The organism is Maritimibacter sp. DP1N21-5 (genome assembly GCF_019218295.1).
In the GTDB taxonomy this organism is placed as follows: Bacteria; Pseudomonadota; Alphaproteobacteria; order Rhodobacterales; family Rhodobacteraceae; genus Maritimibacter.
On the sequence record NZ_JAHUZF010000002.1, the window covers coordinates 15,435 to 29,031 of the forward strand.

11 protein-coding genes are annotated in these 13,597 nt (G+C 61.7%); 6 read left to right on the plus strand and 5 right to left on the minus strand.

Annotation, left to right across the window (positions count from 1 at the left end):
• Positions 1-350: 350 nt before the first annotated feature.
• The gene (locus KJP29_RS00705; protein ID WP_218461621.1) at positions 351-1,604 is read left to right on the plus strand and encodes a sodium:proton antiporter; all 1,254 of its coding nucleotides are present in this window, start codon (positions 351-353) and stop codon (positions 1,602-1,604) included.
• Positions 1,605-1,814: 210 nt separating this feature from the next.
• Entirely contained in the window at positions 1,815-3,599 is a 1,785-nt protein-coding gene (locus KJP29_RS00710) for a response regulator (protein WP_218461622.1), read from the plus strand.
• A 78-nt stretch (positions 3,600-3,677) separates the two neighbouring features.
• On the opposite strand, the gene KJP29_RS00715 is transcribed toward KJP29_RS00710, so the two are convergent.
• The 4 genes from KJP29_RS00715 to KJP29_RS00730 form a co-directional block, all read right to left on the minus strand.
• A complete protein-coding gene (locus KJP29_RS00715; RefSeq protein ID WP_218461623.1) occupies positions 3,678-4,064 on the minus strand; it encodes a response regulator in 387 nt (128 codons plus the stop codon).
• A 217-nt stretch (positions 4,065-4,281) separates the two neighbouring features.
• On the minus strand, positions 4,282-5,691 hold the full coding sequence (locus KJP29_RS00720) for a cell wall metabolism sensor histidine kinase WalK (RefSeq protein ID WP_218461624.1): 1,410 nt from the start codon (positions 5,689-5,691) through the stop codon (positions 4,282-4,284).
• A gap of 161 nt (positions 5,692-5,852) precedes the next feature.
• Positions 5,853-6,542: a GNAT family N-acetyltransferase gene (locus KJP29_RS00725; RefSeq protein WP_218461625.1), complete on the minus strand. Its 690-nt coding sequence runs from the start codon at positions 6,540-6,542 to the stop codon at positions 5,853-5,855.
• A 13-nt stretch (positions 6,543-6,555) separates the two neighbouring features.
• Positions 6,556-7,452 (minus strand): bifunctional 2-polyprenyl-6-hydroxyphenol methylase/3-demethylubiquinol 3-O-methyltransferase UbiG, encoded by an 897-nt coding sequence (locus KJP29_RS00730; protein ID WP_255553379.1) that lies wholly within the window; start codon positions 7,450-7,452, stop codon positions 6,556-6,558.
• A gap of 551 nt (positions 7,453-8,003) precedes the next feature.
• Here KJP29_RS00730 and KJP29_RS00735 point away from each other — a divergent pair.
• The 4 genes from KJP29_RS00735 to KJP29_RS00750 all read left to right on the plus strand — a co-directional run bounded on the left by KJP29_RS00735 (position 8,004) and on the right by KJP29_RS00750 (position 11,359).
• Positions 8,004-8,963 carry a PleD family two-component system response regulator gene (locus KJP29_RS00735; protein WP_218461626.1) on the plus strand — a complete coding sequence of 320 codons (960 nt, stop codon included), beginning with the start codon at positions 8,004-8,006 and terminating at the stop codon, positions 8,961-8,963.
• A gap of 136 nt (positions 8,964-9,099) precedes the next feature.
• Entirely contained in the window at positions 9,100-9,558 is a 459-nt protein-coding gene (gene panD, locus KJP29_RS00740) for an aspartate 1-decarboxylase (protein ID WP_218461627.1), read from the plus strand.
• A gap of 107 nt (positions 9,559-9,665) precedes the next feature.
• The gene (locus KJP29_RS00745) at positions 9,666-9,926 is read left to right on the plus strand and encodes a hypothetical protein (RefSeq protein ID WP_218461628.1); all 261 of its coding nucleotides are present in this window, start codon (positions 9,666-9,668) and stop codon (positions 9,924-9,926) included.
• Between the two features lie 236 nt (positions 9,927-10,162).
• Positions 10,163-11,359 (plus strand): glycosyltransferase, encoded by a 1,197-nt coding sequence (locus tag KJP29_RS00750; protein WP_218461629.1) that lies wholly within the window; start codon positions 10,163-10,165, stop codon positions 11,357-11,359.
• On the opposite strand, the gene KJP29_RS00755 is transcribed toward KJP29_RS00750, so the two are convergent.
• Entirely contained in the window at positions 11,344-13,428 is a 2,085-nt protein-coding gene (locus KJP29_RS00755) for a polysaccharide biosynthesis tyrosine autokinase (RefSeq protein WP_218461630.1), read from the minus strand. The genes KJP29_RS00750 and KJP29_RS00755 overlap by 16 nt on opposite strands.
• Between the last annotated feature and the right edge of the window lie 169 nt (positions 13,429-13,597).

Here is a 13,597-nt window from a genome sequence, read left to right on the forward strand (position 1 = left end):
AGCCTGATCTGGATCACCGGCGTCGTTCCCGCGCTCAACCAGGCGACCAAGCACCCTGTGGCGTAGGCCATCGTCGCCGCCGTGAAGGAGCGGGGCTTCGCTCTGCCCGTTCCGTCCGATGTGGCGGAGATCCCGGGCGAAGGCGTCGTGGGCCACGTCCAAGGCCGGAAGGTCATCGTCGGGTGCTTGAGGCCGATCAGCGTTTCAGGCTGACCAAACCAATCCCCTTCGGTCGGCCAAGGAACCAGAAAGCGCCTGTCATGTTCTTTTGATACGCAGTTTGCAAGACAGGACCCACAAGTGATGATCGGACCCCGCTGCCCTGACATTCACGACGATTGCGGCCAGCCATGATCGACAGTCAGCTTGCGTCTTTTTTCGACTTCGAGACCTACCATCTGCAACTCGCCTTCGTCGGAACGATCGTCATTCTCGCCCTGTGGCTGCCGCGCCTGGTGTCGCGGCGAGAGCCGACGGCTCCGCCTCTGATGCTTCTCTTCGCGGGGGCGGTTACCTTCTTGCTGCCGGGATTTTCGCCTCTGCCGGATCCCAATGACGCGCCCGTGATCTGGGAGCGCGTGAGCGAGATGGCCGTCATTGTCGCGTTGTTCGGTGCCGGGATGAGGATCGACGAGGTTGGCGACCTGCGGCGGTGGGTGCCGGCGATACGTCTGCTTGCCGTCGCGATGCCCCTGACCATCGTCGCTGTTGCATTCCTGGGAGCGGGACTGGCAGGGCTTTCGGTCGCGGGCGCGATCCTGCTCGGCGCGGTTCTGGCGCCGACGGACCCGGTGCTTGCTTCCGATGTTCAGGTCGGTCCTCCGCATGAGGGCGAGGAACGCCCCGTGCGGTTCGCGCTCACCACCGAGGCCGGGTTGAACGACGGCCTCGCCTTTCCCTTTGTCTATCTGGCGCTCTTCGTCGCCGCAGAGGGGCTGGCACCTTGGGACTGGGGCTTGGAGTGGGTCGGCGTCGACGTGCTCTACAAGATCATCGTTGGTGGTCTGGCAGGCTGGGCCGGGGGCCGGATGCTTGGATTGGTGCTCTTCAACTTCCCCAGGAACGCCGTCCTGGCCGAGACGGGTTCGGGCGTGATCGCACTGGCGGGCGTATTTCTTTGCTACGGATCGACCGAACTGGTCGAGGGCTACGGATTCATAGCCGTTGCGGTGATGGGCTTTACCCTGAGACGGGTTGAAAAGGAGCACGAATTTCACCGCCGGTTGCATGATTTCTCCGAAGCCATCGAACATGGCCTCACGGCTGTGCTGCTGGTCACCTTCGGCAGTGTCCTGCCGCTCATCCTTGCGGACCTGTCGTGGGCGCATGCGGGGATTGCGTTGATCCTGATCCTCGTGATCCGCCCCTTGGCGGGCTGGGTCAGCCTGTGGCGCGCGGGGCTTCCGGGGAAAGACCGGTTGTTCGTCGCGACCTATGGCGTGCGTGGAATCGGGTCTATCTACTACCTTGCCTATGCGGCGTCGCATGGCGACATCACCGAGCAGTCGGACCTCTGGGCCATCGTTGCGATCGCCATCCTCCTGTCCACGATGCTCCACGGCTTCACGGCGGGCTGGGCAATGGATCGTCTGAAGAAAGACTAGGCCGCAGGGGGCGCGTGGATCGTCATGAGCGGACGATCCCAATCACAGGTCTGTATCGAATCCGCATGATCTGGTCGTAGTTGCGCCCCAGTTTCGGCGAATTCGGTCTCCAAAGTATTAACAACGAAACGATGTGCAGCAGTGTCGTTTCTCGATCAACGACGGGCGACCGAAGAGATTCGGCCGCCTGGCAGCAACAGGACGGCCAAAATGAAAATCCTCGCTGTAGATGACGACCAGATCGTTCTCAGGCTTCTTCGGAAGATCCTCGAGAGCGCTGGATACGACACCGTGCGGACATGCACCTCTGCCGAAGAGGCGTTGAAGCTGGTCAACAACGCGCGCGTGCCCTTCGGCTGTTTCCTCGTGGATATTCAGATGCCTGGCATGGATGGGATCCAGTTCTGCCGGACCCTTCGCGAAACCCGGCGACACGCGGAGACACCGATTCTCATGCTCACCGCGATGGCGGAAAAGCCCGATATCGACCGGGCCTTCGCGGCCGGGGCGAGCGATTACCTGACGAAACCGCTCGATCCGACAGAGATCATGGCACGGCTCGGGATCGCCGAGGCGCTGATCAAGGAACGCAAGTCCCTTGAGGAAAGCGCGGGCGTCATCGACTCGCTCATCGAGGTGCTGGACCGCACGACCCGGCACGATTTCGAGGAAGCGATCGATCTGGGCAAAATGGACCGCCTGCTGCGCTATCCGGCGTTCGAGAACTACGTCTATCAATCCGGGCGCGGCGCAATGTTCCGCTCCACGGTCTTCGCTGCCAAGGTCCGCAATGCCGAAGACCTGCACCGCAAGCTGCCGCCGCTCGAGTTCAGGGATTTCCTGCGCGCGACCGCGACCACGATCATCCAGCGGTTCAAGGAAGACGATGTCCATATTGCCTATCGCGGGTCGGGGGAGTTCAGCGGCTTCGTTCCGCGTCGCAACAGCCACATGTTCCAGCGGCTATCGGAAGAGGTGGAAATCGCCATCCCGGAATCCGATGGCAAGGATGCCGCGAAACTGCCGGCGTCGACCCAGCTTGTCTTCGCTCCCGGTGCGGGCATCCGTTTGCCGACGCGGGGCGAATTGAGCCGGTCCATCTGGACCGCGGTCGAGAGCGCGCGGGTAAAAACCGCGCCTCCGGTCGCGCAGGGCACCAAGTGGCGCCTGACGCGCAAGCCTGCGGCCACGGCCCAGGACGCTTCGGCGAAGACACCGGAGGCCCAGCAGGAGCTGCGTGCAGAATTCGCCCAGATGCTTCGTGACGAGGTAAAGACCGACGCGGGCGATCGCAAGAAACTGGCGCCCAGCGTCTTCGGCACGACATCGCCCCGGCAAAAGGAAATCGCGCCCAAAGGGGCCGGCGTGCGCAAGTCCGTCAAGGTGCGGTCGGTTGAAACGCCGTCGACGCTGGAGAAACGGACGAGGCCGGTGACACAGACACCGGTGGCCCCGGTCCCCCGTGGCGTGGATGCGATGCCGCCCGACGCCGTCACCGCGCCGCGCCGCAAGCCGGAAGCGATGGCGAAGATCGAGACCGCGCAGGACCCCCTTGTCTCGCGCCCCGTGCGCATGCCCAAGCCAGCAGAGGCGACCGGGTCGGATGCGGCGAACGAGACGACCGCTCCGCCGGTGCACATGAGCGTCGAACAGGCGCTTGAAGCGGCCGTGAACAAGAGCCGGGGTCAGTTCGTCGCCAAACTGGCCGAGTATCATGTGAAGCTGGCGCAGGTTGCGAAAGCGGATGCCGACCAGCAGCAAAGCGACGCCTCCATCGAAGAGGCGATGTTCATCGCGCACCGGATCGCAGGTGTCGGAAAGACGCTCGGCTTCCCCGAACTGGGTGCCGTTGCCCGCCAGACGGAGGCCGCGCTGGCCGCCTATCGGCAAGAGCTTGGCTCGCCGGAACTGCGCAAGGCATCGGTGACACGCACCGATCATCTGGCCCGTGTCGTCGAGGCGACCTATGCGAGCTACGTCAAGACCGCCAACTAGGACGGACCGGGCGCTAACAATCAAGGCCGACGCGTATCAGTGCGTCGGCCTTTCGCATTGGGCCATCGTCAACGTGGCTCATGCCGCGCGACTGGCCCAGGCGGCTTCGATCTTGCCGCAGAGTTCCGAGATTTCGAAGGGTTTGACGATGACCGCCAGCGCCCCTTCGTCGACCAGGTTTTCGCCGAAGGTCTGCTCCGATTTCGCGGTCATGAACACGACCGGCACATGTTCCAGCCCGGGCATGACCTTCAGTTTCCGCCAGAGCTGGACCCCGCTGATCCCGGGCATCATGTAGTCGAACAGAAAGAGCTGGGGGTTCAGGTTTGGCACGGCGGCAAGGGCTTCTTCGCCCGAGTTGTATTGATCGACCTTGTAGTGGCCGATCAGCTCGAGTGCCATCTTGGTCAGCGCGCAGATATCCTCGTCGTCATCGACATGAAGTATCCGTTCAAGCTTGTCCATCAAGTGCGTCCATCCCGATGCGTTGGAACACAGGTCGGCTTCCCCCGGTGGGGAAGGACAGGTCCAACGACTTTCATGGTAATGTTTACGTCACACTCACGGAGAGTGCGGCACTTTATACGTCTCCACCCGTATACCTACTTTAGTAGATAAGGCCCAAGGATTACAACAGAAAACCGGCTCGTCCATAGGGCGAGCCGGTCCTTGCAACTCGTGGTCAGGCGGTCAGCGGCAGGCGCTCGTCCAGAAGTTGTTCGTTGGCTTCTTCGATCACCTGGTCGAACTCGACATAGAAGTTCGTGCCGACGCCACGTTCGCTTTCGAAATCGATGATGCCCTTGTGACGGTCGACGATCTGCTTGGTGATGTTCAGGCCAAGGCCCGTGCCGCCCACCTTGCGGACGTCGGACGAGTCGACCTGACTGAACTTTTCGAAGACCTTGCTGCGTGCTTCCTCGGGGATGCCGACGCCGTCGTCCTGCACGGAAATGCGCACGCGGTTGTCGTTCGAGGTGACATGAACGCGCACCGATCCCCCTTCGTTCGAGAACTTCAGTGCGTTCGACAGAAGGTTGTTCATCACCTGCATCAGGCGGGCCTGATCGCCGTGGATCGCGAGGGGCGCAGGGGACAGGGTGGTCGTCACGGGGATGCCCACCTTGTTCGCATAGCCTTCGGTGGACTCAACCGCCTCTTCGACCAGATGATTGACGTCGATCTTCTTGAAGTTGAACTCCATCTCGCCCGCTTCCATCTTCTGCAGGTCGAGCAGGTCGTCGATCAGAACGCTGAGCCGCTGGCTGTTCTTGGCCGCAATCGATAGCGCAGGTGTCAGGGTCGCCGGCACTTCGCCCAGAACCCCGGTGCTCACGAGGTCAAGCGACGCCTTGATCGAGGTCAGGGGCGTGCGAAGCTCGTGGCTGACGGTCGACAGGAACTGCGACTTGATCTCGTAGGCCGCTTTCGTGCGCTCGGCCTCTTCCTGGATCCGGTGCATCTGTTCCAGACGTTCCTGGTAGCTCTTGTAGAACTTCATCGAGGTGTCGATGATGAAGTAGAGCACGAAGAGAATTGTGAAGACCTCGAGCCATATGTTCGAGGAGAACTCGGGTCGATATCGAACGACATCCAGAAATGCGATAGCCAAGAAAGTAAGTCCGTAAATCGATAGTCGAAGGACAAGAATATTGACCAACTGACTGTTGTACATTGCGGCGAAAAGCGATGCCGAGAACAGGAAAAATAGCGGCGTGAAATGTCCGCCCGAGGTTTGTTGAACGGCAATGCTCAGAACGAAGACGCCGATGGCGAGAGAACTGACGATTGTATTGATGGTGATGCTCTTGAGGAGCCTGGCGCCGACTTTGGGGTCCTTGCCGTCCCAAGCCCTTGCCCGTGCCCCCAGCAGCTGATCGAGAAGCTCCGACATGAAGACGCCGGCGTAGCAGATCGAGGCCACGACCGGGTCAAAATAGAACGCGGTCAAGAGGGCTGCGGCCAGGAAGCTCGCCTGTCTTTGCCAGACGAGTTGGTTGGACAGGGCCACGTAATCCTTGATCCGTTGTTCACGGTCGGTCGAGTTGAACCACTCGCGCCGTGCCGCCCACGTCGCTCTCAGGCCGGTCATGATCATTGTCCCTTTGGTCGCTTGTCCTGAGAAACTCTAGCCAAGCAATTGGGTCGAAATCAGACGATTTTCAGGCAATTGCGAACAATACCGCCGCCTGTGGCGCAAAGGCACGATCACAGGCGGCGTTCTTCGTAGCTGTCCGATGTGGGAGGGATCCGTTACGCCGCGCGCGACACACGGCCCGTCGACGGGGTGTAGACGCCGGCCAGCGACGGGAAGTCGATGTCGGACTGCGGCAGCTCCTTGATCCGGCCGAAGAATGGGTACTTTTCGAGAATCTCTGCGCGGTGCTTGCGCACGTTCGCGGTCAGGAGCCCCACCGGCTTCTTGAGGCCCGGATACAGCCGCGGTTCGCCGCAATGCTCATAGCCGAGATACTTGAGGTAGAAGGCAGAATGCTCGGTGCGCACCGGGGCAAGCGCGATGTCGGTATCGTAGAAGTCCGTCGCGAGGAAGGGGATGCGCAGGGCGAGGTAATGCACCGGAAGGCGCATCTTGCGGGCAGCCGGATGGACCACGAAGCGGGTCGGATCGAGAAGGGTATGCCCGGCTTCGACCGAATAGTTGATCTCGGGGAAAACCTCCATTGTGGGCGAGGGGTATTCGAGAGACGACACGAGGTGCAAACGCACGGCGGCAATGAACATGTCGTTCATTTCCACTGCGACGTGCACGCAGTTCGGCGTGTCGTCGAAGGCATCATGCATGATCCCCGACGTGTTCATGGGAATGGATTGCTCCGCCCGATAGCAGTCGTAACGCAGGCGATAGACCCGATCCAGGTCATCGTCATGGGACAGGACCGAATATCGGCACTCCTTGAGAGTTTCCATGATCTGTTTTTGCATCGTACTGGCCCCTTCAGTCTTTACGCAACGGTACGGCGCGGCACAGCAAAAGGTCGCTGTAGCCGCGGTAAGCGGTCTTCTGGCTCAGGATTTCAAACCCGGCCTGTTCGACTGCCGAAGCAATCTCGGTTTCTGAATGGGTCCAGTAAGTGTTGTCTTGTTGAGCTTTGAATATTGCCTTGTTCTGTTTCGCGATCTGGCGACCCTGCCAGAAAATGTGCAGGGCCTTCGCAAGACCGACTTTTTTGCGCAGATGCGCGAAGAGATAGGCGCGCCAGTCCGCCACATCCATCGGTCGCCCGAGGTCGAGGAGGAACATCATTCCGCCCGGACGGAGCAGGCCGCGCAACTCTGCGAGCCGGTCGTGCGGGTCGGGCATGGCATAGAGCGCGTGGGCGCAGATCACGAAGTCGGCCTTGCGCGGTCCGTCTTCGCCCGGGGCTTCGAACTCCTGGAAGGGGCGGTCGATATAGACCACGTTGTCGAGCCCCGACAGCTTTTCCTTCGCCATATGTCGCATGCCGTCATCGGGTTCGATGAGGTAGACGGCGCTCTTCGGGAAGGCCTTCGCGACGATCTGTGAATAGTTGCCGGTCCCGCCGCCAACGTCATAGATGACCTCTGGTTGTCCGACCTGCGGGAGAATATTTTTGAACTCCAAGAGCAGGTCCTGATAGGCTGGATTATAGAGCGACAGAAGGTCGTAAGAGGCGGCGTAGGCGTTCCAATCGGCCTTCAGGTCCGTTTTCGACTTCGCGGGCACACCGGCCGCGAACGGCGAGATAGCCTTTGACTGAACCTGCGAAACCATATCGTATTGCTCCTGCGCCTTTGCCCCGGTGATGGTTCGCCACAATCTAGCCACGATTCCGCCACCTAATTTGCACGTTACAGCGGAACGTCCTCGCATCAAGGATTTTTCTCAACAATCTTGCCGCTTTAGCGGGATTGTTTCCCCATGAACATCACTCTGGAGCGCCTTTGGTGCCAAGGGTGGCGTGGTCGGGATGCCCATATCTGGGCGTTTCAGACGTATTTTCATCTATTCGTGGGGTTGAATGGCGCGACACGCCTCTTTTTGCGGCATCGGAAGAACGCCGCACGCGTATTTGAACCCGATCGTTCCGGGTCCGTTTGTCGCAGCGAAAAAAGTGAGAGTTCGACCGTCCGAGGCTAATTCCGACCATTGCGCGCCTTCCGAATTTGCAGAAACCGATTCGCGCGAAGATTGAATTTCAACTGTAAAATGGAATAATTAGTTCACGCCAATGGCCCGGAGATGCCGATACTCGAAGTGTCACCTAAATGCATCCAATGGAAAAAAATGCCCCCGACTGGTGCCAATTCGGAAGTTATTAACAAACTGACAATGAGTGGCCACAAATCTGCCCCATTTCACTTCAAGCTTGTTCGAAAGGATAACTTCAATGTTGTCCGCAGGATTGAGGAAAGGACCGCAAGATGCGAATGCTGGTAGTGGATGACGACACCGTCATGCTCGCGCTCCTGCAGGAGATCATCAAGGCGACCACGAACTATGAGGTCATGACCGCGAGCAGCGCCGAAGACGCCCTCGCCATCGTGGATGACTCCGACGATGAACCCTTCGACTGCTTCATGCTGGATATTCAGATGCCCGGCATGAATGGAGTCGAATTGTGCCGGGCGCTTCGCAAGTCTGGCAAATTTCCCTTCACGCCGATCGTGATGCTGACGGCGATGCACGAAAAGCGCGACGTGGATCTGGCGTTTTCGGCCGGTGCGACCGATTATATCACCAAGCCGTTCGAAATCCACGAGATCAAGACCCGCCTTGACCATGCCCAAAGGCGCGTGGCCCAGTTGAAGGCGGCGCGAGGGGCGGACGACAGCGTGCAGGCCGTGCCGAACTATGGCCTCTTCGACAACGTCCCGATTTTCGACGTCGATGACGTCGTCGATTACGCGGCCCTGGAGAACTACCTGCCGTCGCTGCCCAAGGAATCGCGCAACGCCTCCGTGGTCCTTGGGGTGCAGATCCGGTCCATCGAGTCCTTGCACAGCGAAGCGACCGGGTTGCAGTTCTCAGGCCTCATCGAAGATACGGCCGAGGCACTCTCCGACGCCCTGCGCGATTATTCCTGCCTGATTGCCTATGCCGGGAACGGAACCTTCGTCGTCGTGTTCGACGGTCATGTCCCGAACCGCGGGCTTCTCGCCGATCAGGTCAACCTCGCGCTGCAAAAGCAGGGCACGCATCTGACGATGAACCGCGACGCGCAGATTCGGGTGATCTGTGGTGAGTTCATTCGACTGGCGCATGGTGAACCCGGCGATATCCGCAACTACATGAAAGAAGCGCAGGATTCTGCGCTCTGGAATGCGACGGAAGTCGAGCGGAACCTCGAGAAATTCTGGTTCATGGGCCAGGTCGCGCACTAAGCCGAACAGCGATGGACGGGCGTTTTCGCCGAGATGAAGACTGAGCCGACGGGTTCCTTGACAGGGGGCCCGTCGTAAAGTTTACGTAACGGCAACTATTGGCCCGCCCGAGAGGTGGTCCCAGGAAGGAACACCCATGAAGAAATTCGTCGCCGCCAAGCTGCACGGCATCCATGTGACCGAAGCCGACCTCGAGTATCACGGCTCCATCACGCTCGACCCCGATCATTGCGAGGCGGTGGGAATCCTGCCGATGGAGTTCGTCGACATCTGGAACAAGCAAAGCGGCGCGCGCATCTCGACCTATGTGATCTATGGGAAGCGGGGCGGGCGGCAGTGTATCCTGAACGGCGCGGCTGCGCGGACCTGTCAGGTGGGCGACCAACTGATCATCTGCTCGCACGAGTTCCGCGACGCCGAGGACGTGACAGGGATCATGCCCAGGATCCTGACCTTCACGCGCGACAACCATATCGCGGAACGATTGTCCTACGCCGCGGATCGTGACGCCGAGGGGCGGCTGACCTTCGACATCCTCAAAGACGGTGAGCCGCAAGCCATCCCCTATGCATCCAAGCCACGCGCGGCGGTGTAGCGGCGATAGGGGCTGCGCACGCCGGGTTAAAGAACCCGGCAAGGTTTCTTGCCAGATTGCCCGGGCCGCGGTGGACCTGCCGCGCCGGAACTGATGAGAGACCCCACATGGCTGACGACTTCCACAAACATTTCAAGAGCCTCGAAAGCCCGCCGGACGCGGCCTTCGATATCGTCCCCAGCGACACCGAGGATCTGGACCGGGTGCCGCGGGCGATCAACGTCGCGACCTCGGGCCGCCTGCGTGTGACGATGGGCGACGGATCCATCGTGACCCTCACCGTCGTCGCCGGCATGGCGTTCCCGCTCCGCCCGGTCCGGGTCTGGGCGACGGGCACCACGGCAACCCAGATCGTGGGGCTGTATTGATGCTGGGTCTGGGGATCGGCATCGCGGGCTGTGGCGCGTTGGCTGAAGGCACCGACATGCTCGAGTTGATCGGCGCCGGGACGCTTCTGCAGGGGGCGTCGATCCTGTTGTGACTCCGGCGCCCGACCGCGCCCCGCCGAACGCCTATCCCTTCGAACATGTGGCGGCGGGCGCGGTTGACGCCTGTTTCGTCCGGCTTCATATCGGGCGCAAATCAGGGGCCGGAGACCTGCGCCATGAAAGACACCAACGAGGAGCGCGCGCCTGTTTTCGGGGGGCTCGACGTCGGTATCGTGCATGACTGGTTCGCGATGATCGCCGGCAGCGAACGCGTCGTCGAACAGATGCTCAAGGTCTATCCGGGTGCGCCTGTCTATACGCTCTACGATTTCCTGACCGACGACGAACGAAGCGCCCTTGTCGGGCACTCGCCGGTGCATGTGAGCGCCTTGAACCGGCTTCCGGGCGTGCACCGCTACTACCGCCATCTCCTCCTGCAAGGCACGCGGGCGATCGAGGCCTTCGATGTGACGGCCCATGATGTGGTCCTCAGTTCTTCGCACGCCTTGGCCAAGGGTGTTCTGACCGCCCCGCATCAGAAGCACATCGCCTATGTCCATTCTCCTGCGCGCTATGCCTGGGACCTCACACATGAATACATGGCGAGCCTCACCGGGCCGCTCGGCGGGCTCAAACGCCATCTTGCCCGTGAAATGATGCATCGGTTCCGCCTCTGGGACATGCGCACGGCGCCCTCGGTCGACGTCTTCGTCGCCAATTCCGACTTCATCCGGCAGCGCATCTGGAAGGTCTATCGCCGGGAGGCCGAGGTGATCTATCCGCCCGTGGATACGGCCGGTTTCCATTCGGACAGCGAAACGCGGCAGGAGCATTTCCTCTTTGCTTCGCGCCTCGTGCCCTACAAGAACGCGCATCTCGTGGTTGAAGCGTTTTCACGGCGACCGGACCTCAAGCTCAAGGTGATCGGGGACGGTTCGGAGATGCGCCGGGTCCGGGCACTCGCAGGACCGAATGTGGTAGTGCTTGGGCATGTGTCCTTCGACCGCCTCCGCCACGAGATGGCCTCGGCCCGCGCGCTGGTCTTTGCCGCCCTCGAGGATTTCGGGATCGCCCCGGTCGAGGCGCAGGCCGCCGGGACCCCGGTCATCTGCCTGGGGCAGGGTGGCACGGCCGAAACCGTCCGCCCCCTCGGGACTGACGCGCCGACCGGCGTGTGGTATCAGGACCTGACCGTGGACAGCCTTCTTGGCGCGGTGGACCGGTTCATCGAGGCCGAAACCGAGATCAGACCTGCCGCCTGCCGGACAAATGCCGCCCGTTTCTCGCAAGAGGCGTTCCGGCGAAATCTGGGCGAACTCGTCACCAGGACCATGGCGACGGACACACGCGGGACGGATCAACTGGCGCGGTAATACTGCGATCCGTAGGTCCCGTAAGCGCCGTAGCTGTCGGCCATGCCATATCTGCGCATGCCCGCAGGATCACATTGGTTCAGAACAAGCCCGGGTTCCGGTGCGCCCCGGACACTTTCGAAGGCGTCGATAACGCCCGCCACCTGACCGGCCTTGGTCGCATCCCAGCGCACGACGACAAGGATGGCGTCAACGAGCCGCGCCATGATCCGGGCGTCCGGCACCACGAGCACTGGCGGGCAGTCGACGATCACATGGTCATAGTCCGAGCGAAGCCTGTCCAGAAGACGCCCGAGCCCGTCGGACGACAGGAGGTCGGCGGGGCTGGCCTCGTCCGTTTCCGACGGCAGGACATCGAAGCCAAAGCGGCCCACCGTCGTGATCGACCGTTCCCGGGCCTCCGGCGTGTCGATTGCGGCTCGCAGACCGATATCGTGACCGGCCAGATCGAAGAACTCCGCGAAGATCCTGCGGCGCATGTCGCCCTCGACCAGCAGCACCTTTTTGCCCATCCCGGCCAGATTCTGCGCGAGCGCGAAGGAGACGGTGGATTTGCCTTCGCCCGGCAGGGCCGAACTGACGAGAATGACCTGCGGGGGACGGCCCTCGGATTGCATGAGAACTGAGGTGCGCAGGTTGCGGATGGATTCGACATAGGCCGACGTCGGGTTCGCGGCCATATAGTCGAGAAGCCCGCCCCGCCGCGCCTGCCGGACCAGCGGCACCTGGCCCAGCACCACCCGCCGCGTCCCGGCGGAAAGCTCCTCGACCGAACGGAAAACCTTGCTTCGTCCTTCGAGGACGAGGCTCGCGAGGGCGGCGAGAAGGAGCCCCACAATGCCGGCGCCCGCTGACGCGCCCACCAGATTGGGCTTCGTCGGATCCGGGTCCGCGATCGCCGCGCTCAGGATGCGCGCATCGGGCTGGAACATGCCGGACTGGACCGAGGTCTCCTTCAGGCGGGACAGGAAATACTCATAGAGCTGCCGGGTCGCTTCGACCTCGCGCGTCCTTTGTTGCAGCTCGATCATTTCCGCCGAGCGCTGGCCATAGTCGCGGTCGAGCGCGGCGGAGGATTCTATGAGATTAGCCAGTTGCTCAATGAGCGTATCACGCCGCAGGTCCAACTGTCCGAGCGTGGCATCGCGTGCGATATCGAAGGCTCTGGCGTCCAAAGCGGACAGGCGGGCGAAGGTCTGGCGTGCCAGTGCTGTGTCGGTCGGAAACGCGCTCAGGTCGCCGGGGCCGGTCAGCGCACGCAACGCGAGGATCAGACGGACCAGCTCGTCGACCGCGGTCCGTGTTTCGGAAATGCGGTCGCGCAGGAGCTTGCCCTGCGCCTCGGTCGCGGCAAGGGTTTCGGGACTGAGCGCGCCGATCTCGGCACTGAAGCGCGACAGCGCCTGTTCCCCCTGCACGAGCTCACGGCGCAGGTCCGCCACCTTCTCGCCCAGCCAGGCCGCCGCGCGGTCGGTGGCGGCCACCTTGTAGCCCACCTGGTCCTCGATATAGGTCCCGGCGACCGCATTCGCGATCTCGGCGGCACGAGCGGGGTCGGGAGACGTGGCGTCGATGTGCAGAACAAAGGTGTCGACGGGATTGGAGACGGTCACGGCAAGCGCCAGCCGTTCGAGGACGACGGCCTCGACCTGCTCCGGTGTCTGATCGTCGCGATGGCCGCCTGCCATCCATCGGGCGATCGGCCCCGGCACGACCAATGCGGGGTTGAAATCCGGGTCCCGCGCGAGGTCCAGCGTCTTGGCTACCTGCCCGAGGAGCTCGGTGCTCATGATGACTTCCATTTCGGTGTTGATCGCGCTGTCCCCGCCGGCAAAGGCCGACAGGACCGAGCCAAGCTCCAGCATGCTCGATTGACGCTGATCGACGACCAGTTCCGCGCGCGCGCTGTAGGTCGGCGTCACGACCATGCGCACCAGCCCGAAGGTCACGCCCGCGGTGCCCAGCATCGCCGCCAGCAAGACCAACCTGCGACGCCAGAGGACGGCGGCGATGTCCCAGATGTCGATCATGTCGTCGCGCAGCTCGGGCCCGATGATGTCTTGTCGCATGGCGGCATCCTGTCTAGTTTAAAAACACGCTCTGGTTGCGTTCCAACTGGGGGTAGTTCCCTTAAGCCGAAGGGATAGAACCGAGATACCCATGTCCATACACGAAAGAATCTCTTCGCGAAACTCTCCCTTAGCGTGTGTCTCTGCTGACGGCGGGCGGCGTGAGGGG

Excerpts from the sequence above, each read along its gene's own strand:
- KJP29_RS00725 (WP_218461625.1), bottom strand. The coding sequence starts at position 6,542 with ATGCAAAAACAGATCATGGAAACTCTCAAGGAGTGCCGATATTCGGTC.
- KJP29_RS00720 (WP_218461624.1), bottom strand. The coding sequence starts at position 5,691 with ATGACCGGCCTGAGAGCGACGTGGGCGGCACGGCGCGAGTGGTTCAAC.
- KJP29_RS00750 (WP_218461629.1), top strand. The coding sequence starts at position 10,163 with ATGAAAGACACCAACGAGGAGCGCGCGCCTGTTTTCGGGGGGCTCGAC.
- panD (WP_218461627.1), top strand. The coding sequence starts at position 9,100 with ATGAAGAAATTCGTCGCCGCCAAGCTGCACGGCATCCATGTGACCGAA.
- KJP29_RS00735 (WP_218461626.1), top strand. The coding sequence starts at position 8,004 with ATGCGAATGCTGGTAGTGGATGACGACACCGTCATGCTCGCGCTCCTG.
- KJP29_RS00745 (WP_218461628.1), top strand. The coding sequence starts at position 9,666 with ATGGCTGACGACTTCCACAAACATTTCAAGAGCCTCGAAAGCCCGCCG.
- KJP29_RS00715 (WP_218461623.1), bottom strand. The coding sequence starts at position 4,064 with ATGGACAAGCTTGAACGGATACTTCATGTCGATGACGACGAGGATATC.
- KJP29_RS00705 (WP_218461621.1), top strand. The coding sequence starts at position 351 with ATGATCGACAGTCAGCTTGCGTCTTTTTTCGACTTCGAGACCTACCAT.
- KJP29_RS00730 (WP_255553379.1), bottom strand. The coding sequence starts at position 7,452 with ATGCGAGGACGTTCCGCTGTAACGTGCAAATTAGGTGGCGGAATCGTG.
- KJP29_RS00755 (WP_218461630.1), bottom strand. The coding sequence starts at position 13,428 with ATGCGACAAGACATCATCGGGCCCGAGCTGCGCGACGACATGATCGAC.
- KJP29_RS00710 (WP_218461622.1), top strand. The coding sequence starts at position 1,815 with ATGAAAATCCTCGCTGTAGATGACGACCAGATCGTTCTCAGGCTTCTT.